Origin of the sequence: Ectothiorhodospira lacustris, from assembly GCF_022227785.1 — a bacterium.
Taxonomy (GTDB): Bacteria; Pseudomonadota; Gammaproteobacteria; order Ectothiorhodospirales; family Ectothiorhodospiraceae; genus Ectothiorhodospira; species Ectothiorhodospira lacustris.
In genome coordinates, this window is the sequence record NZ_JAJNQM010000004.1 from 58,333 (window position 1) to 83,982 (window position 25,650).

General features: G+C 61.8%; 18 protein-coding genes. 9 read left to right on the top strand and 9 right to left on the bottom strand.

From position 1 onward, the window contains the following. Nucleotides 1–60 precede the first annotated feature (60 nt). The gene (locus tag LQ952_RS01750; RefSeq protein ID WP_238620898.1) at nt 61–1,032 is read left to right on the top strand and encodes an MBL fold metallo-hydrolase; all 972 of its coding nucleotides are present in this window, start codon (nt 61–63) and stop codon (nt 1,030–1,032) included. On the opposite strand, the gene LQ952_RS01755 is transcribed toward LQ952_RS01750, so the two are convergent. From LQ952_RS01755 to ahpC, 4 genes are all read right to left on the bottom strand, one after another. Beyond that, complete coding sequence (locus tag LQ952_RS01755) at nt 1,005–4,418, bottom strand: ATP-binding protein (RefSeq protein WP_238620900.1); 3,414 nt, start codon at nt 4,416–4,418, stop codon at nt 1,005–1,007. The two genes, LQ952_RS01750 and LQ952_RS01755, sit on opposite strands and share 28 nt — an antisense overlap. A gap of 501 nt (nt 4,419–4,919) precedes the next feature. Continuing rightward, on the bottom strand, nt 4,920–5,300 hold the full coding sequence (locus tag LQ952_RS01760) for a hypothetical protein (protein WP_238620902.1): 381 nt from the start codon (nt 5,298–5,300) through the stop codon (nt 4,920–4,922). A gap of 196 nt (nt 5,301–5,496) precedes the next feature. Continuing rightward, nucleotides 5,497–7,053 carry an alkyl hydroperoxide reductase subunit F gene (ahpF, locus tag LQ952_RS01765; RefSeq protein ID WP_238620904.1) on the bottom strand — a complete coding sequence of 519 codons (1,557 nt, stop codon included), beginning with the start codon at nt 7,051–7,053 and terminating at the stop codon, nt 5,497–5,499. An 89-nt stretch (nt 7,054–7,142) separates the two neighbouring features. After that, nucleotides 7,143–7,706, bottom strand: a complete 564-nt coding sequence (ahpC, locus tag LQ952_RS01770) for an alkyl hydroperoxide reductase subunit C (protein ID WP_238620905.1) — start codon at nt 7,704–7,706, stop codon at nt 7,143–7,145. A gap of 295 nt (nt 7,707–8,001) precedes the next feature. Between ahpC and LQ952_RS01775 the strand changes: the two genes are divergently transcribed. The 5 genes from LQ952_RS01775 to LQ952_RS01795 are packed head-to-tail and all read left to right on the top strand — an operon-like array spanning nt 8,002 to nt 12,827. Next, complete coding sequence (locus LQ952_RS01775) at nt 8,002–8,448, top strand: RT0821/Lpp0805 family surface protein (protein ID WP_238620906.1); 447 nt, start codon at nt 8,002–8,004, stop codon at nt 8,446–8,448. Further along, complete coding sequence (locus tag LQ952_RS01780; RefSeq protein ID WP_238620908.1) at nt 8,445–10,229, top strand: polysaccharide biosynthesis/export family protein; 1,785 nt, start codon at nt 8,445–8,447, stop codon at nt 10,227–10,229. Before LQ952_RS01775 ends, LQ952_RS01780 begins: the two co-directional genes overlap by 4 nt. Next, nucleotides 10,229–11,008: an ABC transporter permease gene (locus LQ952_RS01785; RefSeq protein ID WP_238618095.1), complete on the top strand. Its 780-nt coding sequence runs from the start codon at nt 10,229–10,231 to the stop codon at nt 11,006–11,008. Before LQ952_RS01780 ends, LQ952_RS01785 begins: the two co-directional genes overlap by 1 nt. Beyond that, nucleotides 11,005–11,745 (top strand): ABC transporter ATP-binding protein, encoded by a 741-nt coding sequence (locus LQ952_RS01790; RefSeq protein ID WP_238620909.1) that lies wholly within the window; start codon nt 11,005–11,007, stop codon nt 11,743–11,745. Before LQ952_RS01785 ends, LQ952_RS01790 begins: the two co-directional genes overlap by 4 nt. Then, nucleotides 11,742–12,827 (top strand): KpsE/RkpR family capsule polysaccharide export protein, encoded by a 1,086-nt coding sequence (locus LQ952_RS01795; protein WP_238620912.1) that lies wholly within the window; start codon nt 11,742–11,744, stop codon nt 12,825–12,827. The genes LQ952_RS01790 and LQ952_RS01795 overlap by 4 nt, the downstream gene beginning before the upstream one ends. Here the strand turns inward: LQ952_RS01795 and LQ952_RS01800 are convergent. After that, nucleotides 12,815–14,944, bottom strand: coding sequence for a capsule polysaccharide biogenesis protein (locus LQ952_RS01800; protein ID WP_238620914.1), 2,130 nt, complete (start codon nt 14,942–14,944; stop codon nt 12,815–12,817). The genes LQ952_RS01795 and LQ952_RS01800 overlap by 13 nt on opposite strands. Nucleotides 14,945–15,279: 335 nt before the next feature. On the opposite strand from LQ952_RS01800, the gene LQ952_RS01805 reads away from it, so the two are divergent. Then, nucleotides 15,280–16,848: an ATP-binding protein gene (locus LQ952_RS01805; protein ID WP_238620915.1), complete on the top strand. Its 1,569-nt coding sequence runs from the start codon at nt 15,280–15,282 to the stop codon at nt 16,846–16,848. A 333-nt stretch (nt 16,849–17,181) separates the two neighbouring features. Further along, entirely contained in the window at nt 17,182–18,744 is a 1,563-nt protein-coding gene (locus LQ952_RS01810; RefSeq protein ID WP_238620917.1) for an ATP-binding protein, read from the top strand. A gap of 441 nt (nt 18,745–19,185) precedes the next feature. On the opposite strand, the gene cysN is transcribed toward LQ952_RS01810, so the two are convergent. Genes cysN through LQ952_RS01825 form a run of 3 tightly spaced genes read right to left on the bottom strand, consistent with a single transcriptional unit; the run spans nt 19,186 to nt 22,765 of the window. Further along, nucleotides 19,186–21,090, bottom strand: coding sequence for a sulfate adenylyltransferase subunit CysN (gene cysN / locus LQ952_RS01815; protein WP_238620919.1), 1,905 nt, complete (start codon nt 21,088–21,090; stop codon nt 19,186–19,188). Beyond that, nucleotides 21,090–21,992 carry a sulfate adenylyltransferase subunit CysD gene (gene cysD, locus LQ952_RS01820; RefSeq protein ID WP_238620920.1) on the bottom strand — a complete coding sequence of 301 codons (903 nt, stop codon included), beginning with the start codon at nt 21,990–21,992 and terminating at the stop codon, nt 21,090–21,092. Before cysD ends, cysN begins: the two co-directional genes overlap by 1 nt. Continuing rightward, nucleotides 21,989–22,765: a helix-turn-helix domain-containing protein gene (locus LQ952_RS01825; protein WP_238620922.1), complete on the bottom strand. Its 777-nt coding sequence runs from the start codon at nt 22,763–22,765 to the stop codon at nt 21,989–21,991. Before LQ952_RS01825 ends, cysD begins: the two co-directional genes overlap by 4 nt. A 133-nt stretch (nt 22,766–22,898) precedes the next feature. On the opposite strand from LQ952_RS01825, the gene LQ952_RS01830 reads away from it, so the two are divergent. Then, nucleotides 22,899–24,629: an SLC13 family permease gene (locus LQ952_RS01830; protein ID WP_238620924.1), complete on the top strand. Its 1,731-nt coding sequence runs from the start codon at nt 22,899–22,901 to the stop codon at nt 24,627–24,629. Nucleotides 24,630–24,633: 4 nt separating this feature from the next. Here LQ952_RS01830 and galE read toward each other — a convergent pair whose 3' ends face one another. Continuing rightward, on the bottom strand, nt 24,634–25,650 hold the full coding sequence (gene galE, locus LQ952_RS01835; protein WP_347402038.1) for a UDP-glucose 4-epimerase GalE: 1,017 nt from the start codon (nt 25,648–25,650) through the stop codon (nt 24,634–24,636).

Below are 25,650 nucleotides of genomic sequence, written 5' to 3' on the forward strand. Positions count from 1 at the left end.
ACAGCCTGAATTCCAGGTATAAATAAGCTTATTTCAAATAATGCAACCGAGAATCACCCGATGCCCCTGTTGCCGATCACCCGCACCGCCCTGCTGACACTCTCCGTATGGTTTCTGTTGCCCCCGAGCATCCTGCAGGCCGATCAAGACCGCCCCATCGACGCCATCCTGATCCCCCAGCCCGTCACCGAACAGATTTACTACTTCTACGGCTCCCTGGAAAACCGCACCCCGGCCAACCTCGGTCTGAACAACAACATCGGCTTCGTCATCACCACAGAAGGTGTGGTACTCATCGATAGCGGCCCCAGCCGCCATGTGGCCGAGCGCATTGAGGCCGCCATCGCCACCGTCACCGACCGACCCGTGACCCATGTCGTCAATCTGGGTAGCCAGGACCACCGCTGGCTGGGCAATGATCATTTCCTGTCCCAGGGCGCCCACGTCGTGGCCCTGGAACGCACCACCACCACCCAGACACAGTTTGCGCAGCAACATCTGGAACGCCTCACCCGGACCCTGGGTGAGGCCGTCATGGCGGACACCGTGCCCCGTACCGCCCCCAGCCCGGCGCCGACGTATCATCATCGTTTCAGCATCGGCGGGATTCGCTTCGAACTGGTCCATGCCGGCGACGCCCATTTCCCCGGCGATGCCGTGCTGCACCTGCCTGATCGGGGCGTGGTCTTCACAGGGGATGTGGTCTACACCGAACGCATGCTGGGAATTCATCCCTGGAGTGACCCCGTCGGCCAGCTGGCGGCCTTCGAAACCCTGGCGACCTGGTCACCGGAGATCATCATTCCCGGTCACGGCGCCGCCACCGACCTGGCCACGGCCCGGCGGGATACCGGCGACTATCTGGTCCTGCTGAACCGGGAAGTGAAACAGGCCCTGGAAGACTGGGAAACCCTGGACGACACGGTCGAACGCCTGGCCGAACTGCCTGCTTTCCGGCATCTTCGCCACTATGATGACTGGCACCGGATGAACGTGAACCGCACCTACCTGTTTCTGGAATCGAGGCAGTGAATCGGCCGCAGGCCCTGTAACATGCCTTCCACCCGCGGCATCCCCTCCAGCAATACCTGACGATGGTCGGGCAATGCGCCCAACACGGCCTTCAATGCACCTGGAATATGTTCGTAGATCCGCAGAAATGCATCACCCAGGGTCTCGATCATGTCCAGGACCCGGTCGTGATGATCCGCTCCAATCCCGGCTTCGATGATTTCCATGTCTTTGGCCGCAGGAGAGGCGCCGATGGTCAGCAAATGCCCTTTCAGGGAATGGGCCATGCGACGGGCCGTGATCAAATCACCCGCCATGAGACACTGCCTGAGTTCGGTCAGCCTTTCCGGCAGCTCGGGAAGGACGCTGAGCAGGGTATCCACCAGCAAGGTACTGTCGTCCCCCAGGCGCTGCAGTACCACGGACAGATCCACGATGGGCAAGCCCTCTTCCCGGGGCCTTGCCGGATCCTCGATTTCACCGAGCATTCGGCCACCCATCACCCGATTGATCGTCCGCCCCAATCCGACCAGGCTGATGGGTTTGAAGATGTAATCATCCATTCCTGCCGCCAGCCCCCGCTCCCGGTATTCGTTCAAGGCATGGGCGGTCAGACCGATCACCGGCAGTTTCCGGCAGGCCTCCCCGGCCTCCCCTTCCCGTATCCGGCGAGTCGCTTCAAAGCCGTTCATACCCGGCATTTCCACGTCCATAAGCACCAGATCGGGATACTCCGTTGCCAGACGTTCAAAGGCCGCCAGGGCACTGTCGGCAACCGTGACCCGATGCCCCAGCCGCTTGAGCAGATGCACGGCCACCAGCACATTGGCCGGGGTATCCTCCACCAGCAGCACATGCCAGGATCGGGCAGGCTCAGCGCCGATACACGCAACCGGTGACGGTGCGGATTCTTCCACCACATTGCCCGGTGCCATGGCCACGGTGAAATGGAAACGACTACCCTCTCCGGGACGACTGCTCACCCCGATCTCGCCTCCCAGCCTTTCCACCAGCTGACGGGTGATGGTCAGCCCCAACCCGGTACCGCCATGGCGGCGGCCCGCCGAACCATCCAGCTGAGTAAAGGCATGAAAGATCTCCCGCTGACGCTCCAGAGGAATCCCCTCACCGGTATCGATCACTTCAAATGCCAGCCGCAGCCGCTGATCCATCTCACCCGGAAAATGGGCCTCCAATCGCACAGACCCCTGCCTGGTGAACTTGATGGCGTTGCCGATGAGATTGATCAGGATCTGCGATAGCCGGTGCACGTCGCCCTTCAGATAGCGAGGCAGATCAGGGGCCAGCAGCATCTTCAGCTCGAGCCCCTTGTCTTGGGCGGATACCTGCAGAGTCTCGATCACCTCCGCCAGGGCTTGGTGAAGATCGAAATCCGCCTCCAGCAGCTCCATGCGCCCGGCCTCGATCTTCGACAGGTCCAGGATGTCGTTGATGATGGTGAGCAGATGCCGGGCCGAGTGCTGGATGACGTGCATGAACTCCCGTGACTGCCCGGCGGGTTCGTTGAGCAGCACCAACTCGCTCAGGCCCAGAATCGCATTCATGGGGGTGCGGATCTCATGACTCATCCGGGCCAGAAATTCGCTCTTGGCCCGATTGGCCGAGTCCGCCGCCTCGCGGGCGCTGATCAACTGTCGCTCCATGACCCGCAGATCACTGATATCGGTGTAATAGACCATGCCCCCGATCACCTCCCCGCCCTCATCCAGGATGGGACCGGAGAAGATCTGTAAGGCCTTACCCCCGAAACGAGCCTCTTCCTGGGGTGTGGAATAACGAACCACCGGGCGCCTGGTGCGGAAACACATCTCCAGCACGCACTGCTGACAAGGGCTGGACTCGTTCCAGGCGATCCGGTAACAAGGCTGATCCAGGACGGCGGAAAGATTGAGCTCGAAAAGTTCCAGCAGGCCCTGGCTGGCACTCACGATGCGAAAATCCGCATCAACGATGACGATGTAACCGGGGATATTCTCAAAGAAGGCGCGCAACCGGCTGGAGGCCCGATCCAGTTCCGCGGTCCGCTCCGCCACGCGCTGCTCCAGCAGGGCGTTTTGCTCCGAGATCACGCGTGCCTGGGACTCCAGCCGCTCAAACTGACCGCGTAACTGTCCGGACATGGACTGGAATGCACGATCCAAGAAATTGAACTCGCGGATGGAGGTGCGGCCCGGCGCTCGATTCCAATCCCCCCTGGCCAAGCGATCCGCATCCATGCCCAGACGCTCCAGCGGCGCGGCAATGCGGGCTGCGATCACCACCCCCAACAGCAGGGCAGCCAGCAACACGGCGGCGATCATGAGCAGGGTGTCGCGGGTCTGAGCACGAATGCCGCCGAGAAAATCCCGTTCCGGCACCACCGCCCCCAAGACCCAGTCCAGCCCCGGTGCCGGCGCGAAGTGCTTCACCTGCAGGAACTGGCGCTCCCCATCCAGATCGAAGGTGAGCAATTCCTCATCCCCAATGGCGGCCAGTCCGCCGGGCCTGCTACTCAGCAGACGGGTGGCCTCCACCAGCGAAGGGATGCCTGACTCCACCGCCTGTAAGGGCAGAAAACGGCCGGCTTCCTCCCGGAAAAAACCGCCCACGGGCGCCGATGATGACGCAACCAGATGACCGTCTCTCTGTATGACAAAGATCTGGGCACCAGGACTCAGATCGATACGGCGCAGAAAATCATGCACCTGGGTCAGCACGTAGTCCACGGCAAAGACCCCCAGCAGATTCCCCTCATGGTCCTTGAAGGGCCGAGCGGCGGTCAGCGCCAGATCATGAATGACAAAATGACGATAGATGGGAGTCCAGGTCGGCCCGTCCGCCGCCACCCCGGCCTGATACCAGGGCCGGGTGCGAGGATCAAAACCAGGGTAGACCTGTTTGAGTTCCAGGGCATCCCCGAGATCATTGGTAGAAAAATTATGGGAATCACCGCCGGTCACCGCACCGGCGCGCACCACTTGAACATCCCCATCCCTAATCCGGCGAGCGCCGTAGAATTCGCCTTCCACGGTGCCGAAGAAGCTGTAGGCCAGTGCGGGATAGGTGCTGAGGATGCCATGGAAATAGCGCTGCACATTGGCTGCATCATCCAACCGCAGCACACCGCTGCGCAGGGCGCGGGCATTGGCTTCGTTAACGGCGGGGGGAATGCCCAGATATCCGGTCAGGCGATCTTCCACCCGGATCAGCACATCCGTGCGCAGTTGGCGTGCAATATCGTCCACGGCCAGTCGACCATCATGGATCGCCAGCCAGGCCGCCAGTGCGGCGGAGATCATCGTCAGCAACACCAGCGGCAGACCGATGAGCAGACGCAGGGAAAAGGCTGGAGCCCTGAGGCTCTCGAACGCCCGCCTCACGCCTGCCCGAAGTACCGCCACTGCCATGCTTCTGCTCCCCTTTCAGAGCAAGCCGCATAGTCAAATCCCCCTGTGATCCAGCGGCAGATCCTGTTCATCCAGTCAATGCCCCGTCCACGGCGACATCCATCGTGATTGTACGTCACCCGCGGCAACATCCGCCTTGATTGTTCACCCCCTCATTTAAGGGTTGATTGATTCGGCTAAGGGTTGATTGATGCAGTCAAAGGCTGATTGATGCAGCATCGGCTTGCGGATGTTTTACGGGTTGCGAATATTTTAAATGGGTCTTCCCGCGAAAAAACCCCGTCACTCCCGCGCAAGCGGGAATCCAGTCACGGAGTTTCCTGGACTCCTGCTTTCGCGGGAGTGACGGGCAATGGGCCGGGGGCAGCCGGCCTGTGAGGAAGTGACGGCAAGAGACCGGCGGCAGCCGGCCTGTGCAGGGGCGGTGACAAAGGACCGATGGGCGGCGGCAGGGATCAGTCCGACCACTGGGTCGCTGAGGCGAAACCTTGAAGCCAAGACTCAGATGTCAAAAAAGTCATCCCCGAAACCGTCAAGAAAACCGCCCTCGTCTGCACCCATATCAACGGGATCCAGATCCAGATGAGCGGTGTCAAGGCCGATGTCCAGCGGAGAGACGCCCAGGTCCATAGCAACGTCGGCAAAGGCCTGCTGCATCTGTGAACTCAGGACCATGCCGGCGAACAAGGTTCCCAAATAGGCGCCACCGGCGGCGGCCAGCCCGGTACCCAGCAGCCCGGGGGCACCTCGCCGGCCGCGGGCGGCAATCCGGGGATTACCCTGGGTGGCCTCCAGAAAATGCAGTCGGTCGATCAGTTCTTTGTTGCCCGACTGCAGGATCTTCTGCCGGGCCTCTTCCGCACGTTTGCGTCGTGAATCCATGTGGAGATCCTCCAGGTGGATGGGGTGTGCCTGACAGGGTTGGACACGGAAAATGTTGAGAAATCCCCTTTCATCACCAAAATTTTGCCACCGTCACTCCCGACAAGAACCCGTCACTCCCGCGAAGGCGGGAACCCAGAGAGCCCTCCGCAGGACTGGATTCCCGCCTGCGCGGGAATGACCTGATCCGGAGTGATCAATTCCGGATCAGGTGATCAAACGCCCCCAGCGCCGCCTTGGCGCCCTCGCCCACCGCAATCACGATCTGCTTGTAGGGCACCGTGGTCACATCCCCGGCCGCAAACACCCCGGGCACCGAAGTCATACCGTGGGCATCCACCACGATCTCACCACGCGCGGACAACGCCACCGGCGACTCCTTGAGCCATTCGGAGTTGGGGACCAGACCGATCTGCACGAAGATCCCCTCCAGATCCAGGCGCTTGAGCTCATCCGTGTCCCGGTCCTTGTAGGTCAGGCCGGTCACTTTGCTGCCGTCCCCGTTCACTTCCATGGTCTGGGCATGGGTGATGATGTCCACGTTGGGCAGGCTACGCAGCTTCTTCTGCAGCACCGCATCGGCCCTCAGCTCGGTCATGAACTCGATCAACGTGACGTGGGCCACCACGCCCGCCAAGTCGATGGCCGCCTCCACACCGGAGTTGCCGCCACCGATCACCGCCACCCGCTTGCCCTTGTACAAGGGACCGTCGCAATGGGGGCAATAGGCCACGCCACGGGTCCGATACTTTTGCTCACCGGGCACGTTCATCTCCCGCCAGCGGGCACCAGTGGCCAGGATCACCGTCTTGCTGCGCAGCACCGCGCCGGAGGCGAAATGCACCTCGTGCAGCCCGGCCTCACCCTGGGCGGGCACCAGCTTCGCAGCCCGCTGCAGGTTCATGATGTCCACCTCATATTCCTTGACGTGGTTTTCCAGGGCCGCTGCCAGCTTGGGGCCTTCCGTATGGGGCACCGAGATGAAGTTCTCGATGGCCATCGTATCGAGCACCTGCCCCCCGAAACGCTCCGCCGCCACCCCGGTACGGATCCCCTTGCGGGCCGCATAGATGGCTGCCGCGGCGCCGGCGGGACCGCCGCCCACCACCAGCACGTCGAAGGCGGCCTTTTCATTGAGCTTCTTCGCTTCCCGTTCGGCCGCACCTTTGTCGATCCTGCCCAGGATCTGCTCCAGGCTCATGCGGCCCTGATCAAAGGGCAGGCCGTTGAGGAAGATGCTGGGTACGGACATCACTTCCCGCGCTTCCACCTCATCCTGGAACAGGGCACCGTCAATGGCCACGTGACGCACGTTCGGGTTGAGCACCGCCATCAAGTTCAGGGCCTGCACCACGTCGGGGCAGTTCTGGCACGACAGGGAGTAATAGGTTTCGAACAGGAACTCTCCCTCCAGAGACCGAATCTGCTCGATCACCTCGGGAGCGGCCTTGGGCGGATGCCCCCCCACCTGCAGCAGGGCCAGCACCAAAGAGGTGAACTCATGGCCCATGGGCAAACCGGCGAAGGCCACCCGCCCGCTCTCGCCGGGACGCACCAGGGCAAAGGAGGGACGGCGACCGTCCCGACCGTCGGTGCGCAGAGAGATCTTGTCGCTCAGGGCGCTGATCTCCTGCAGCATCTCCAAAAGCTCATTGGACTTGGGGCCTTCATCCAGGGTGGCCACGATCTGGAAAGGCTGGGTGACCTTTTCCAGATAGGCCTTCAACTGATTTTGCAGATTGGCGTCCAGCATGCCGAATGACCTCATAAAAAAATGCCCGGGACTCGGCCCGGGCAAGGAATAGGAGATTTGGGCAATTCAATGGGCGTGAGCGGCCCGGCTCAGATCTTGCCGACCAGATCCAGGGACGGGGCCAGGGTCTTTTCCCCTTCCTTCCACTTGGCGGGGCATACTTCGTTGGGGTGAGCCGCCACGTACTGGGCCGCCTTCACCTTGCGCAGCAGCTCCTCGGCGTTACGACCGATGTTGCCGGCATTGATCTCGACGATCTGGATCACGCCCTGGGGATCCACCACGAAGGTGCCGCGCTCGGCCAGACCGGCCTCTTCGATCAGCACTTCGAAGTTGCGGGAAATGGTCAGGGTCGGGTCCGCAATCATCGGGAACTGTAGCTTGTTGATGGTTTCGGAACTGTCGTGCCAGGCCTTGTGGGTGAAGTGGGTGTCGGTGGACACGCTGTAGATCTCCACGCCCAGTTTCTGGAACTCGGCATAGTTGTCGGCCAGGTCGCCCAGTTCGGTGGGGCACACGAAGGTGAAGTCGGCCGGATAGAAGAAGAACACCGACCACTTGCCCTTGATGCTCTCGTCGTTCACCTCGACGAACTCGCCATCGTGGAAAGCGGTGGCCTTGAAGGACTTGACTTGGGTATTGATCAGGGACATGAAAGGCTTCTCCGATGGTTGTGATTTAGACGCATTCCAAATGCTGTGATGCAATAATACCCAGCTCATCGGATAGATGCAATTGAAGATTTCAATCGTCCCAAAAGTTGTTACCTATTATGAGGGGGTTGCCCGCCCCGTTCGCGGCCGAGGACCGCTCCCTCCAAGACCGCCCTGCTGCCCACAAACCCTACATTCAAATCCCTGCCCCGACAGGTTACACTGCCGCCCAACCCGGCGGCTCTCCCGAGCCGCCCAACCCACCCCAGGGCAACCGGACTCAAGCAAGCACACCATGGGTTACACCTTGCACAAGGCCAGATCCACCCCCCTGGCCCTCTTTCTCTGTATGGCCACCCTCACGGCCTGCAACACCCTGCCGACCGTACCCACCGAAGGTGCCTGGCTGTCCGTCAACGGCCCGGACACCCCGACGGGTCTGCCGAGCAGCCTCAACAGCTTCCTGAGCGAGGCCCCGTCCGGCAGCAGCATCTCCCTGGCGGATAGTCCCTGGGGAGGGGACGTCCTCATCCACGCCGATGCCGCCTACTTCGCCGCCAGCGGGCGCACCTGCCGCAGCCTCAGTGTGCATGGCGATCACGGACAGCGGCAGGCCCTGGTCTGCCGCAAGAGTGAAGATGGCTGGGAAAAGGTCCGTGTGCTCACCCACATGGGGCAAGCGCGTCCTGCATCCCCCAGTCCGTCGACACAACCAGGCCCGGTCGGGGAGGTCGCACCATGAGCATGTCCGCACCAGCCGAAAGCCGGCCCAAAGCCGGCTGCCCCTCCGGGGGCATCGTCCGCAAGACCTTTGCCTCCGGAACCGCCCCCACAGGTGCATTCCTTGCGGCCGCCCTGCTGATTCCACTGCTCTGGGCATTGCCCTGGACCGCCACGGCACAAAGCTTCAGCGGCATGGGAGACATCCCCCGCATCCAGCAAGCCGCCCCCATCCCGGACACCCTGGAACCCACCTCTCCGGTGGACTGGCGCACCGGCACCTACGGCCCCGTGCCCGGCGCCCTCGGCCGTGACACCGACATCGCCCCCTTCGGCGCCCACCTGTTCAAGGGCGGCTTTCGCGGCACCCGCGCCGCGGGCCTGAGCCCCGACTATCGCATCCTCCCCGGCGATCAGATCACCCTGCGGGCCTGGGGCGCGGTAGAGATCGACCGCGTCCTGCCCGTGGACGCCCAGGGCAACATCTTCATCCCCCATGTGGGTCCAGTGCAGGTCCAGGGTCTGCCCCACGGCCAGCTGGATGGCCGCGTCAGGAGCGCCGTCAAGTCCGTGTTCACCGACAACGTGGAGGTCTACACCAACCTCCAGGGCACCCAGCCCGTGGCCCTGTTCGTCACCGGCCACGTGGCCAACCCGGGTCGGTACGCCGGCAGCCCCCATGACTCCCTGCTTTACTTTCTGGATCAGGCCGCCGGCATCGACCAGGACACCGGCAGCTACCGCCGGGTGCGCCTGATCCGCGACGGCGAGACCATCGCCCAGGCCGACCTGTACGATTTCCTGCTCACCGGCAGCATTCCCCGGCCCCAATTCAAGGACGGCGACACCCTGGTGGTGGAACGCCGCGGCCCGGTGGTCACCGTGGCCGGTGACGTGGCCCGCCCCTATCGCTTCGAACTGGAGCCGGACACCCTCACCGGCCGGGGCGTGCTCGATCTGGCCCAGCACACGCCGGATGCCTCCCATGTCCTGGTGCGCGGCGTGCGTGCCCAAGGCCCCTTCTCCGCCTATCTGAGCCTGGAGGAATTCCGCCGCACCCCGCTCAACAACGGTGACGAGATCCTGTTCTCCGCCGATGAGCGCCCGGACACCATCGTGGTTCAGGTGGAAGGCAGCTACATGGGGCCCTCGCGCTTTGCCGTACCCAAGGATGCCCGACTCCGGGAACTGCTGGACAGCATCGCCGTCGACCCGCGCCTGACCGACGTCACCGCCGTCTCCATCCGCCGCCTGTCGGTGGCCGAACGTCAGCGTCAATCCCTGGAAGACAGCCTGCGGCGCCTGGAGACCACCTACCTGGGGGCCTCGTCCGCCACGCCCGAAGAGGCCACCATCCGCGCCCGCGAGGCGGAACTGATCCAGGGCTTCGTCGCCCGGGCGCGACAGGTGCAGCCCACCGGCCGCATGGTGGTGGCCAGCGAGGACCGCATCGCCAATATCCGCCTGCAGGACGGCGACATCATCACCATTCCGGAGCGTTCCGACGCCCTGCTGATCAGCGGCGAGGTGCTGATCCCCCAGGCCATGATCTACGTCCCGGGCCAGAGCCTGCGTGACTACATCGACCGGGCCGGCGGCTTCAGTCAGCACGCGGATCGCAAGCACATCCTGGTGGTGCGTCAGAACGGCGAGGTGCGCGCCGCCGACCAGGTAGCCCTGCGCCCCGGTGACGAGATTCTGGTGCTGCCGGAAGTGCCCACCAAGAACCTGCAGCTGGCCGCCACCCTCACCCAGATCCTCTACCAGATCGCCATCGCCACCAAGGTCGTGCTGGATCTTTGATGCGTACACCCTGGCAGGTCACATGGAGCGTCTGGCGAGCACTGTTTCTGCGGGAAGCGGTGGCGCGCACATCCGGGGACCGGTTTGCGTGGTTCTGGATGTTGGCGGAGCCGCTGGCCTTCGTGGTGGTCATGGTCTGGATCCGCAGCCTGATAGGCCGGGTTCAGTACATCTTCGGAGCCGACTTCGTCACCTGGCTGATCGTCGGCCTGACCGCCTTCTTCCTGTTCAGGGAGGGGGTCACCCGTTCGCTGGGAGCCGTGGAGGCCAACCGGGGGCTGTTTGCCTATCGTCAGGTACTGCCGGTGGACCCGGTCCTGGTCCGCAACGTGGTGGAAGGCATCCTCAAGACACTGGTCTTTCTCATTCTGCTGATCGGTGCCGGCCTGCTGGGTCATCCCGTCATTCCCGCCGATCCCCTGGGTGTACTCTACGTCTGGTGCCTGCTGTGGCTACTGGGCATGGGCATCGGTCTGGTCATGTCGGTGGCCGCCACCCTGGTCAGCGAGATCGGCATCATCGTTCGCGTCATGATGCTGCCGCTACTGATCCTGTCCGGAGTCATCATTCCCCTGCAGACCCTGCCGCACCATGTTCAGGAGGTGCTGCTTTACAACCCGATCGTCCATGGACTGGAAGCACTGCGCCTGGCCTTCTTCCAGCATTACAAGACCATGCCCGGCGTGGATCTGCTGTACCTGTGGTACTGGATCATCGGCAGCACCGCGCTCGGACTGGCCATGCATCTGCGCTTTTCCCAGCGACTCAAGGCCCAATGATCCACATCAACCACGTCTACAAGCGCTATCACAATCACCATGGCAGCGACTGGGTATTGCGGGACATCGACCTGAAGATCCCCAAGGGCGTGAGCGTGGGCCTGGTAGGCCGAAACGGTGCCGGCAAGTCCACCCTCCTCCGACTCATCGGCGGCATGGACACCCCGGACCGGGGAGAGATCATCCGCCGCTGCCGGGTTTCCTGGCCCATCGGACTGGCGGGGGGGTTCCAGGGCGCCATGACCGGACGCCAGAACTGCAAGTTTGTTGCCCGCATCCACGGCAGTGAACGGTCCATCGCGGACGTCATCCGCTTTGTCGAAGACTTTGCCGAGATCGGCAGGGCTTTTGATGAACCCGTCAAGACCTATTCCAGCGGCATGCGCAGCCGCCTGGCCTTCGGTCTCTCCCTGGCGTTCAACTTCGATGTCTACCTCTCCGACGAGGCCACCGCCGTCGGGGACAAACTGTTCCGCGAAAAGGCCACCAAGGCCTTCAAGGACAAGGTAGGACAGGCCAGCCTGATCATGGTGTCCCACAGCGAGGGCATCCTTAAAGATCTGTGCCAGGCAGGCATCTTCCTGCACGAAGGCCATGCCCACTGGTTCGATAGCATCAACGCAGCCATCAAGGCCTATCACGAGAGCATCGGCACCAAGGACAAAAGTGCAAAACCGGCCCCGAGCGCTGCCCCCAGGCCCCCTGCATCGAAACCTGCATCCGCACAATCATCATGAAAACCATATTCCTTCGACACGTCTACTGGCCCGTCTGCCTGCTCCTGATCATCGGCGCCGCCACCTACTGGTCCCTGCTTTCCACGGATCGTTACGTCTCCCAGGCCAACGTGGTGCTGCAGACCCCGCAGATCGCGCCGCCCACCCTGAGCTTTGCATCACTGATGACCGGTGGCGGCAACATGGCCGACATGCTGCTGCTGCGGGATCACCTGCTGTCCGTGGACATGGCCCGCAAGCTGGACGAGGCCTTTGATCTCAAGGGGCATTACAGCGACCGCCGCATTGATCGTCTCTCCCGTCTCAACGACACCGACGGCCACCTGGAAAAATTCCACCGCCACTACCTGCGCCGGGTGAAGGTGGAGATGGACGAATACGCCCAGATCATGCGCATCAAGGCCAGCGCCTATGATCCGGACCTGGCCCAGGCCATGGTCATCAAGCTCATGCGCGAAGGCGAGGCCCACATGAACGCCATGGGCCAGCGCCTGGCCACCGAACAGGTCCGCTTCATCGAAATTCAGGTCGCAGACCTGCAGAGGCGACTGGAACAGGCCCGGGAAAACCTGCTGACCTTCCAGAACCGGCACGGTCTTATCTCCCCCACCGGCACGGTGGAAAGCCTCACCGCCGTGGTGGCTTCCCTGGAGGCGGAACTGGCCAAGCTCAGCGCAAGACAGATGGCCCTGAGTGAATCCCAGAGCCCCACCTCGCCGGAAATGGTCCGTCTGCGCAGCGAGATCCATGCCATTCGCAACCAGATCGACATCGAACGCACCCGCATGGCGGCCCAGAGCGGTGACGCCCTCAATCGTCTGGCCGCCGAGTATGAAACCCTGCTGCTGCAGGTGGAGTTTGCCCGGGAACTCTATGCCAACGCCCTGGCCTCCCTGGAAAACACCCGGGTCGAAGCCGCCCGCACCCTCAAGCAGGTTTCGGTGCTGCAAGAGGCCACCTACCCCCAATACGCCATGGAGCCACGGCGGGTATACAACATCACCGTTTTCAGCATCCTGGCCATCCTCGGCGCACTGATCATCCACATGCTGGCCGCCATCATCCGCGATCACCGGGATTGACGATCCGGGAGCAGGCCCGCCACCAGGCCCCTGACCTTGCGAACCTGCCGTCGGACCCAGCCCCGCCGCAAATGCACCAGCCTGCCCTGCGCCTGCAGGGCATCGCGCTCCGCCACCAGCCCCCGCAGCACCGCCTCGCAGGACACGAAGCCCCGCACCGACCCGTCCCAGTACAGCGGATAACGCAATAAGGCCCCGGCCACCAGTTCATCCAGGCTCAACCGACGGGTGCGCCCGGGCATGGGCAGGGCATCCTGTGTCAGCCCCCATCCGGCATAAAAGGGACGACCATGGACCACCACCGGTTTTTCCCGCAACAGGGCCTCGAAGCCGGCCATGGAAGTCATGGTATGTACGGCATCCGCCGCCTCGATACAGGCCACCACGCTGGCCTCCCGTTCGATCCAGTCCGCATGGGCCAGCGCCTGGTCATCAGGCACGTGCCCTCGCCGGTTGCCGGAACTCACGTCCGGATGCGGCTTGAAAACGATGAAGGCCTCCGGACAGGCGGCCCGGGCGGCCCGGATCAGCCCAAGATTGGTGTTGACCCCGGCACAGCCGTGGCGGATGGAGGCATCATCCTCCACCTGCCCCGGCACCAGGATCACCGGACGGTCCCCGGCGGGCCACTGCACCGGGGCATGGCTTTCCAGGTTGTATTTGGTCAGACCCTGTCGGACGATCAGATCGCGCACGGTACGCGCCCGCACCAGTTCGTCTGGCTGGAACACCGCCGTGTTGAGCAGCCGTTCCAGATCGGACGGCGTCCGGGGATCAAAATAGAGTCCCTGTTCATCCAACACCAGGGAACGTGGCGGAATCAGATCCGAACCCAATCCCACCGAGCGATAGAAACCGTCCTCGATAAAAAAGGTGCGCAGCCCCCATTCCCCGGCAAGCGTCATCAAGTCTTCCGGCGCATCCCGCCCCCAATGCACCAAGGCATCACCGGGCCGCGGATCCATCGCCGCCGCGGCCTTCGGTGTCGGCACGAACACCACCCCCTCCCGTGCCTGGGCCAATAGCGGCCTTAAATGGACCTGCTTCCAGCGCTGAACCCCCACACCGATGAAGCGCCGGGGCCACTGATTGCGGACACGCTGCTGGCGCTCGATGAAGTCGGCGACCTGAAAGAAATCCCCCGGGTTGCCGGTTTCCGGATCCAGGTAGCGGGGGTAGCGCAGATAGGCAGCGGCGATGAGTTCCCTGAGGGTGCGCCGCGTGGTACGCCGATCGCAAGGGGTGCGGTCATCAGTCAGACCCCAACCACTGTAGAAGGGCACTCCGAAACAGGTGACCGGACGCCCCACGATCAGGGCATCCAGCCCCATCTGGGAGGTGACCACATAGACCTGATGAAAATGGTCCAGCAGGTCATGGGGGTGCCAGTCCTGAGTGATCCAGTGGACATCCCGTCGGTCCCGGGCATGGGACAGACAGCTTTGGCGGCGCCCGGCCAGGACATCCGGATGGGTCTTGATCCAGACCTGGGCGTCGGGGTGCTCATCGAAGGCGGCCTCCAGCATGCGAAAGAAGGCCTCTTCCGTGGCCAGACCGCAGGTGATGGAAGCATCCCCGGCAGTCTGATCCACCAGCAGGACCCGCTTGCGATCGGGATCGAAAGTGCCGGGAGGCACCTCGGTGCCCTGGTTGTACTTGGTCAGACGCCCCCGTCGCAGCCGCTCCAGGGCCTGATCGGCTTGCACCAGGCGCGGCGCTGAGAACGTTTCATGCTGGAGTATCTGCTCCAGGCGGGAAGGTTGTCGGGCATCAAAATAGATCCCCAGATCGTCCACCACCACGGACAGGGCGGGCGTACCGTTGACCCCCAGCCCGAAGGAGCGCAGGAAACCATCTTCCAGGGTGATGAAGGGCAGATCATGTTTTTCGGCCAAGGCCAGGGTCTTGAGGGCAGGAGCCTTGCGCCCCCAGCCCACCAGGGTGGTCACTTCGGCCGGTGGTTTTCTCCATGCGGAGACATGCACCAGGCGGGTGCCGAGCATGCGGGCAACCAGAGTATTGCGGCTCAATGTCCTTGAGCAGGTACCGAAAACCTGAAACAACGAAAATCCCCCCGTACCATCACCTGGTTGATCGGCCAATGATGCCACAGCCATGGGTTTCTTCCTGAAAAGCCTGCCTCGTGGAAGCCCCGTGGGAGCGGGCCTCCCCGCGAAATAACGTCCGAGGTGTCATTCCCGCGAAAGCGGGAGTCCAACCCCCTCACCTTCATTCCCACAAAAGCGGGAGTCCCCCCCACCGTCATTCCCGCGAACGCGGGAATCCAGTGGCAGACTGAAACCGTGCACTGGACTCCCGCTTTCGCGGGAGTGACGATGATAATGGCGGTGGCGGTGGCGGTGAAGATGAAGATAAAAGATGACGACAACGACCACCACCAAGGCCATGATAAACTGCCGCCGGCACGATACTTATTCCTGGAGGGCCAGGCATGGCTAACGATCAGCGCCTCAGACTCCCCATCGGCATTCAGACCTTCTCCGAGATCCGCGAAGGAGGCTACTACTACGTCGACAAGACCCCCCACATCGAGCGCCTGGTCCACCAGAACAAGTACTACTTCCTCTCCCGCCCCCGCCGCTTCGGCAAAAGCCTGCTGCTCGACACCCTGCGCTGCCTGTTTGAGGGCCGTCAGTCACTCTTCGAAGGGCTGTACCTCCATGACCAATGGGACTGGCAAACGACGCATCCCGTGATTCGCCTCAGCTTCGGCAGCGGCGTGATGCGCAATCGCGAGGAGCTGGACAGGCGCATTCGCCACCAGCTGCGCAAGGAGCGCAAGCGTTTCACCCAGGCCACCAGCCCCGAGACGGATATTCCCGGCGAGTTCTCCGATCTGCTAGAACTCGCCCACCAGGAAACGGGCCAGCCGGTCGTGCTGCTGATTGATGAGTACGACAAACCCATCCTCGACAACATTTTGGAACCGGAGCGTGCACGCGAACTGCGCGAGGGGCTGAAGAACCTCTACAGCGTGATCAAGGACGCCGATCCTCATCTGCATCTGGTGCTGATCACCGGCGTGTCCAAGTTCAGCAAGGTCAGCCTCTTTTCGGGGCTCAACAACCTGCGCGACATCACGCTGCTACCGGAATACACCACGATCTGCGGGTATACCGATGACGACATCGACACGGTATTCGCCCCCGAGCTACCCGGCCTGAACCGCGAGGCCATCCGCCAGTGGTACAACGGCTACCGCTGGGGCGGCCCCGAGGTCGCATCTGTCTACAACCCGTTCGATGTGCTGCTACTGCTCCAAAACCGTGAGTTCGGTCCCTACTGGTTCGAGAGCGCCACGCCCACCTTCCTGGTGGATCTGCTTAAGGAACGCGGCGTCTTCACGCCCGCACTCACCGCCTGGCACAGCCGACCGGCGCTGCTGAGCCGCTTCGATGTCGATGACATTTCCACCGATGCCCTGCTGTTTCAAACGGGCTACCTGACCCTGAAAGGCATCCACGAAGAAGTGCCCAACCGCCCGCTCTATGAACTGGGCCTCCCCAATCAAGAGGTGGAGATCAGCCTCAATGAGGCCTTGTTACCCGCACTGGGCGTCAGTCACGCCATCTTTGATGAACTGGTCATCCGCTTGCCCCGCCTGCTCAAAGCCGCCGACATGGCAGGCCTTGAGGCCCACATGAAGGCCCTTTACGCCGGCCTGCCCCACGACTGGTATCGCAACAACCCCATTGCCCAGTATGAAGGCCACTATGCCAGCGTCTTCTATAGCCACTTCGCCGCCCTGGGGGTCCAGGTCACGGTGGAAGACGCCAGCCACCGCGGCAAGGTGGACATGGCGGTGGACTTTGCCGGGCACCTCTACCTGTTCGAATTCAAGGTGGTGGAGCAGCTACCCGAAGGCAAGGCGCTGGAGCAGATCAAGCAAAAGGGCTATGCCGACAAATACCGGGCCTCCGGCAAGCCCATTCACCTGATCGGCGTGGAGTTCTCCCGCGAAAAGCGACAGATCGTGGCCTTCGATGTGGAAACGGCCTGACAAACAATCACCGATCGGCGAAGGCATCTCGGAACTGCGCATCCCCCATGGCCCCGGCTACCGTGTTCTGCTTGCGCAAAGAGCAGGGTCATTCCCGCGAAAGCGGGAATCCAGTGGCAGACTGAAACCATGCACTGGACTCCCGCTTTCGCGGGAGTGACGATGATAGTGCCGATAACGGGATAACGGGATGACGGGATGACGGGATGACGGGATGGCGGGATGGCGGGATGGCGATGGCGGTGACGATGACGATGACAGTGGCAACAACGACCACCACCAAGGCCATGATAGACTGCCACCGGCACGATACTTGTCCCTGGAGGGCCAGGCATGGCTAACCATCAGCACCTCACACTCCCCATCGGCATCCAGTCCTTTGAAAAGCTGCGCAAGAGCCACTACTACTACGTCGACAAGACCCCCCTGATCGAGTCCATGGCGAAGATCGGCGGCTACTACTTCCTCTCCCGCCCCCGCCGCTTCGGCAAGAGCCTGCTGCTCGACACCCTGCGCTGCCTGTTCGAAGGGCAGCAAGCCCTGTTCGAAGGACTCTACCTCCACGACACATGGGACTGGCAGACAACACACCCGGTCATCCGCATCAGCTTTGCCGACGGCGTCGTCAAAAGCCGTGAGGAACTGGATGCCCACATTTGGCACCAGCTGAAAGTACAACGAGAACAACTGGCGCTCCCCCAACCACCAGCCGAGATCATCTCCGGTGAGTTTTCATCACTGATTCGCCAGACGCACGCCCACTACGGACAGCGCGCCGTCGTACTCATCGATGAGTACGACAAACCCATCCTCGACAACATTCTGGAACCGGAGCGTGCACGCGAACTGCGCGAAGGCCTCAAAAACCTCTACAGCGTGCTCAAGGACGCCGATCCCCATCTGCATCTGGTGCTGATCACCGGCGTGTCCAAATTCAGCAAGGTCAGCCTCTTTTCGGGGCTCAACAACCTGCGCGACATCACGCTGCTACCGGAATACACCACGATCTGCGGGTATACCGATGACGACATCGACACGGTATTCGCCCCCGAGCTACCCGGCCTGGACCGGGAGGCCATCCGCCAGTGGTACAACGGCTACCGCTGGGGCGGACAGGAGATCAACTCCGTCTACAACCCCTTCGATGTACTGCTGCTCTTGCAAAATCGTCAGTTCGGCCCCTACTGGTTCGAGAGCGCCACGCCCACCTTCCTGGTCGACGTCCTCAAGCAACGCGGGGTCTTCACCCCTTCGCTGGACTGGTGGGAGACGGAATACGAATTACTCAGCCAGTTCGATGTCGACGATATCAGTACCGACGCCCTGCTCTTCCAGACCGGCTACCTGACCATCAAGCAGATCAAGGAGCCCATGCTGGGTTACCGCCAGTACACCCTGGGCTTTCCCAACCACGAGGTGGAGACCAGCCTGAACCATGCGCTGCTCCCGTCACTGGGCGTCGAGAACGGCCCACGCGAACGCCGCACCCTGTTCAAGCACTTGCAGCAGCACGATCTGGCCAGCCTGGAAACCCACCTCAAGGCCCTCTACGCCGGCCTGCCCCACGACTGGTATCGCAACAACCCCATTGCCCAGTATGAAGGCCACTACGCCAGCGTCTTCTACAGCCACTTCGCCGCCCTGGGGGTCCAGGTCACGGTGGAAGACGCCAGCCACCATGGCAAGGTGGACATGACCGTCGACTTCGGCGGCCACCTCTACCTGTTCGAATTCAAGGTGGTGGAGCAACTGCCCGAAGGGAGGGCCCTGGATCAGATCAAGCAAAAGGGCTATGCCGACAAATACCGGGCCACCGGCAAACCCATTCACCTGATCGGCGTGGAGTTCTCCCGGGAAAAGCGGCAGATCGTGGCATTCGACGTGGAAACGGCCTGAAAGCGACAATCTCGGGCATCGCTCGTGGCCAAGGGCCGCTCCCACGGGAGCCACAGCCGCATCAGGGGCCCAGGGGCCACCCGGTGGGAACTGACCTGCCAGCGAAAAGAATGAATCCAAAGCCCCCGCCGTCATTCCCGCAAACCCGGGAACCCCCCCGCGGCATTCCCCCCACCGTCATTCCCGCGAAAGCGGGAATCCAGTGGCAGACTGAAACCATGCACTGGACTCCCGCTTTCGCGGGAGTGACGGTGATGACGGGAGTGACGGGAGTGACGGTAATAGCGGGAGTGACGGTGATAAGAGAGAAGCAAGAAAAGTGGGCGTCCTATCATGTCAAGGTTCACCACGATGCGCGAGAAGCACCCGGCTTTAGCCGTGGGGAGGGTGTCACGGCAGGAGCGCGAAATCTCGCGCTCCTGTTGGGTGGGCCAAACGCGATCAGGCAATCAGCTGTCGTTCCCGCAGCAACTCGATTACCGCATCGGCTGCCTCTTCCTGGCTCAGGCGGATGGTATCAAGACGAAGATCGGGATCTTCCGGCGCTTCATAGGCGGAATCGATACCGGTGAAGTTCTTCAGCACACCACGCCGGGCTTTCTTGTAGAGCCCCTTCGGATCACGCGCTTCCGCCACATCCAGCGGGGTATCCACAAAGATCTCGATGAATTCCCCCTCTTGCATCAGCTCACGGGCCATCCGGCGTTCGCTGCGGAAGGGCGAGATGAACGCCGTCAGCACGATCAAACCGGCATCCACCATCAGCTTGGCCACTTCCGCCACCCGCCGGATATTCTCGACACGATCGGCGTCCGTGAAGCCCAGATCACGATTGAGACCATGACGCACATTATCGCCATCCAGCAGATAGGTGTGCTGACCAGCGGCATGGAGCTTCTTCTCCACCAGATTAGCGATGGTCGATTTGCCAGCCCCGGAAAGACCGGTGAACCAAAGCACCGCAGGCTTCTGACCCTTGGCCAGCGCCCGGGCCTGCTTGTCGATATCCACGTGTTGCATATGGATGTTCTGGCTGCGGCGCAGGGCAAAATGCAACATCCCCGCCCCCACGGTGTTGTGGCTCATCCGATCGATCAGGATGAAACCGCCCGTATCCGGACTATCACGATAGGCATCGAAAGCCACCGGTTTGCCCAGACTCAGAGTACAGACACCAATACCGTTCAGGTCGAGCTGTTTGGCTGCGGTATGCTCCAGGGTGTTGACGTTGACCTGGTACTTGATATCGGAAACGGTGGCCGAAACGGTCTGAGTACCCAGTTTCATCAGGTAAGGACGCCCCGGTAACAAGGGCTGATCGTGCATCCACACCAGCGTGGTCTCGAACTGGTCGGCGGTTTCGGCGGGTTGATCAACACCGGAAATCACATCACCACGGGAAATATCGATCTCATCTTCCAGCAACACAGTCACCGACTGCCCGGCAATGGCCTGCTCCAGATCGCCATCGTGGGTATAAATCCGCCGGACCCGGCTGGTTTTGCCAGAGGGCTGGACACGAATGGCATCCCCCGGCCTCACGGTACCGGCGGCAATCATCCCGGCAAACCCACGAAAGTCCAGATTGGGACGGTTGACCCACTGCACCGGCATGCGAAACGGCGAACGCTGCAGGCGTGCCTCGTCTACTTCCACGGACTCCAGATAGCCCATCAGGGTCGGGCCGTGATACCAGGGCATATGCCCACCATGCTCGATCACGTTGTCACCCTTGAGCGCCGACATCGGAATAAATGTGATGTCCTCCAGGCCCAGTTGCCCGGCAAACTCACGATATTGCTCGGCAATCTCCTCGAAACGCGCCTTCGAATACTCCACCAGATCCATCTTGTTGATGGCCACCACGATATGGCGGATGCCGATCAGCGACATCAAAAAGCTGTGGCGACGGGTCTGGGTCAGGATACCGTGGCGCGCATCGACCATCAGGATGGCGGCATCAGCGGTGGAAGCGCCGGTCACCATATTACGGGTGTACTGCTCATGCCCTGGCGTGTCGGCGACGATGAACTTACGCTTGTCGGTAGAGAAAAAACGATAAGCCACATCAATGGTGATGCCCTGCTCCCGCTCGGCGGCCAGGCCATCAACCAGCAATGCAAAATCCACCTCATTGCCCTGGGTACCATACTTTTTGGAATCCGCCTCAATGGCGGCCAGTTGATCCTCGAACAACAGTTTGGACTCAAACAGCAAACGCCCGATCAGGGTGCTCTTGCCGTCGTCAACACTGCCGCAGGTAATGAAGCGCAATAAACCCTTGCGCTCATGAGCCTTCAAGTAGGCTTCAATATCGTCGGCGATCATGTCGGATGCGTGAGCCATCAGAAATACCCCTCCTGCTTTTTCTTTTCCATGGATGCGGCACCGTCATGGTCGATGACACGTCCCTGGCGTTCGGAAGTCCGGGTCAGGAGCATTTCCTGGATGATGGCTGGCAAGGTATCGGCCTCGGACTCAATGGCACCGGTGAGCGGGTAGCAGCCCAGGGTGCGGAACCGGACCTTGCGCATCATGGGCACCTCACCCGGCGCCAACGGCATGCGCCCGTCATCCACCATGATCAGGGTGCCGTCGCGCTCCACCACCGGGCGCTCGGCAGCATAGTAGAGGGGTACAATCGGGATATTCTGCAAGTAGATGTACTGCCAGATATCCAACTCTGTCCAGTTGGAAAGCGGAAAGACGCGGATGGACTCTCCCTTGTGCTTATGGGCATTGTAAAGACGCCACAACTCCGGGCGCTGGTTCTTGGGGTCCCAACGATGCTGGGCGGTGCGGAAGGAAAAGACCCTCTCCTTGGCACGGGACTTCTCCTCATCCCGCCGCGCCCCACCAAAAGCGGCATCAAAACCGTACTGATCCAACGCCTGCTTGAGGCCTTCGGTTTTCATCACATCGGTGTGGATGGCGGAGCCGTGGGTAAAAGGATTGATGTCCTTCGCCACCCCGTCCGGGTTGATATGCACCAACAGATCCATGCCCATCTCCCGGGCCATCTTGTCGCGAAATTCATACATGGCGCGGAATTTCCAACGGGTGTCCACATGCAGCAACGGAAACGGCGGTGGGGCCGGAGAAAACGCCTTGCGCGCCAGGTGCAGCATCACCGCGCTGTCCTTGCCCACCGAATAGAGCATCACCGGATTCTCGGTCTCGGCGACCACCTCGCGCATGATCTGGATACTCTCGGCTTCCAGTTTCTGTAAATGGGTGAGTGACGTCATGGCATCGGCCTGTTCAGCAAATGAAAATCAGGGTGTGCATCCAGCCAGCGGCGAACCTCGGGACTGAACTGGAAACAAGCACCATGGAATACCAGGGCGACCGGTTTGCCCGACGCCTGATCAAGCAGGCGCTGGAACAGTCCCAGGTAGTCACTGGCCAAGGGTGGAAAACCCAGACAGCGGGTGTACAGTACGCCCCGCTTGCCGTGTAGATAGAGCTGATAGCGCGGCAGCCCGGGGAATGACTCGGCAGGCCTGGCAACCCGCGCACCTCCCAGCCAGACACGTCCGTCTGCCTGGCGTACCACTTCAATCACCGACTTCGCCCGCCGACGGTACCAGCGACCGGTCGAGCCGCGATGATGGGCCAAGGCCTCGGTTGTCAGCCCCTCGGGCTTGAGATCCCGCGCCTGCAACCAGTGATCCACCGCACGGGCCGATACCGAATGGCCTGCCTCCGCCAGTGCCTTGGCCAGATGGCGACTACTCCACGCCGGCGCCTCACCTTCGGGCCATTCGCTCAACCTGGCCACCATCACCGCTTGCGCCGCATCATCCAGGGAGTTGCACTGCCCGGACTTGCGACCACGGGGCCTGACCGGCACCGATTCCCATCCGCCCTCGCGAAACGCCTTCCAGGCGGCGGAAACCGTGGGTGCCGACAAACCGGTACGCACAGCCGTCTCGGCCACGGTATGACCGTCCAGGCGTAGCCGCACCGCCTCAAGGCGACGCTCGCTCAGATTTTCGGGCGACAAATATTTAGTGATCAAGTTAATCTCAAGTCTATGTTTTATTTTTATTTTTAATAAAACAAACAGGATATTTAACCACCGGATTAGACAGCATCATAAAAGCCTGTCTAAAATCCCACAAGCCCAATGATACGCAAGGACACCCATCACCATGACCGCCTGGGTGGTGTTATTTTCGATTGCCGGCCTATTGGCAGCACTGATCTCGGGGCGGGTGCGTCCCGCTGTGGCCTTCGTCACCCTGGCGGGCGCCTACCTGCTACTCGGTGTGGTGGACACCACCACACTGCTGCGCCAATACACCAACCCGGCGCTGGCCACGCTGCTGCTGCTGCTGCTCGTATCACTGGCTCTGGAACGCAGCCCACTGCTGGACTGGCTCTCACAACGACTGCTGCACGGACGTGAGTCCACCGCCACCGCCAGGTTGATGGGGACCAGTGCACTGCTTTCGGCATTCCTCAACAATACCGCAGTGGTGGCGGCCTTTCTGGGCGCCATTTCGCGTCAGCAGCGCATCGCCCCCTCCAGGCTGCTGATCCCACTGTCCTACGCCTCAATCCTGGGCGGCGTCACCACCCTGGTGGGTACCTCCACCAACCTGGTCGTCAACTCTTTCGCCCTGGGCACCGGCGGTTTTGAACTGGGTATGTTCCAGTTCGCCCTGGTGGGTGTACCGGTGGCGCTCATCACCTTCGGCGTGCTGCTGTGGTGCGCACGCGCGCTGCCCCACCATCGCCCGGAAGACACCGAAGACAAGCTCTCCTACTTTCTCGCCGCCGACCTGCAATCTGGATCAGAGATGGTGGGCAAAAGCATTGAGGAGAACCAGCTACGCAACCTGGACGGCCTTTACTTGCTGGAGATCGAGCGGGATCATCGACTGATCAGCCCGGTGGGGCCGGACGAGGTACTGCAGGAGGGAGACACCCTGGTATTCACCGGCGAAGTGAGCAAGGTCCAGGCACTGCAACGCTTTCCGGGACTCAAGCTGTTCGGTGACCAGGCCGACGACCTGCTGGCCACCAATCTGGTGGAGGTGGTGATCTCCCACGAGTCGGAACTGGCGGGACGAACTCTTCAGGAGGTGGACTTTCGCAGCATGTTCAACGCGGGCGTGGTAGGCATTCGCCGGGGCGGCAAACGGCTGGAGGGCCAGCTTGGCCAGATTCCGCTCCGGGTGGGTGACTGCCTGCTACTGGCGGTAGGCAACGACTTTCGCCAGCAACGCAACATCGACCGCAACTTCCACCTACTCAGCGGCAGCTTCAAGCGACCACAACTCAACCGCACGCAAAGCCTACTGACACTGGGCGGCTTTGCCACGGTGATCGGTCTAGCCGCCCTGGAACTACTCCCCCTGTTCCACGGCCTGCTGTTGCTGCTGGGCGGGCTGCTGCTGGGACGGGTGCTCAGCCCCGTCGAACTCCGCCGGCGCTTTCCCTTCGAGCTATGGATGATCATTGGCTCGGCCCTGGCCATCGCCCAGGGGCTGGAACACTCGGGGGCCGCCGCCCTGATCGCCCAAGGCATACAAACCCTGTTCACCGGCCACGGTGTCTATGCAGCCTTTTTGGGCTGCTACTTGCTGACCCTGCTGCTGACCGAAACCGTCACCAACAACGCCGCCGCCGCATTGGCTTTTCCCGTGGCATGGAGCACCGCCCAGGCCTTCGGCGTCGATCCCATGCCCTTCATCATGGCCGTGGCCTACGGGGCCAGCGCCTGCTTCCTGATTCCCTACGGCTACCAGACCCACCTGATGGTCTATACACCGGGCCGTTACCGGATCAGCGACTTCCTCAAAACCGGCCTACCGGTGAGCCTGACCTATTCCGCGGGGGTGTTGTTGTTGACGCCGTGGGTGTTTCCGTTTGGATGAAGCCTCACACATGATGATCGCCCGAGATACGCCGCTCCCATGCCCAAGCATGACGCACAATGGTTTCCAGGTCCCCGTACCGGGGTCGCCAGCCCAGTTCTGCCTGTGCGCGACGCGCATCGGCCACCAGCACCGCCGGATCTCCCGGACGACGATCCCCTTCCCGTACCGTGATCTGCGCCCCGTCCTCGGCCACCACACGCTGGGCCACATCGATCACCTGCTGCACTGAATACCCCTGGCCATTACCCAGGTTGTACGCCAATGCCCCCCGTTTTGCGCCATTGCTCAACGCCTCCAGAGCCAGGGCGTGGGCGGTACACAGATCCTCGATGTGAATGTAATCCCGGATACAGGTACCATCCTCCGTGGGATAGTCCCGCCCGAACACCGTGATGGCCTCGCGCCGCCCCGAAGCCGCCTGCAAAATCAGTGGAATCAGGTGCGTTTCCGGATCATGGCATTCCCCCAACTCCCCTTCCGGGTCCGCCCCGCAGGCATTGAAATAGCGCAGGCAGACGGAATCCAGCCCATGGGCGGCATGGTAGTCCTGCAACAGGCGCTCCACCATCAGCTTGCTGGCACCGTAGGGATTGATGGGACGCTGGGGATGGGCCTCATCCATGGGCACGTAATCCGGTTCGCCAAAGGTGGCCGCCGTGGAGGAAAAAATGAATTTTGACGCCCCATGGCGCACCATGGCCTCCAGCAGATTCACCGTACAGGCCACATTATTGCGATAATACTTGCCCGGATCGGTCATGGACTCTCCCACCAGACTGGCGGCGGCAAAATGCATGACCCCATCGAAACGATGGGCCTGAAACAGCCGCTCCAGCAGCCAGGTATCGGCTAGATCCCCCACCACCAGTTCGCCATGACGGGCCAAGGACCGGAAACCGGTGGAGAGATTATCCAGCACGATCACCGTGTGTCCGGCACGAACCAGCTGCTTGACCATGTGGGCGCCGATATAGCCGGCACCACCCGCGACGAGAATCCTCAACAACCTACCTCCAAT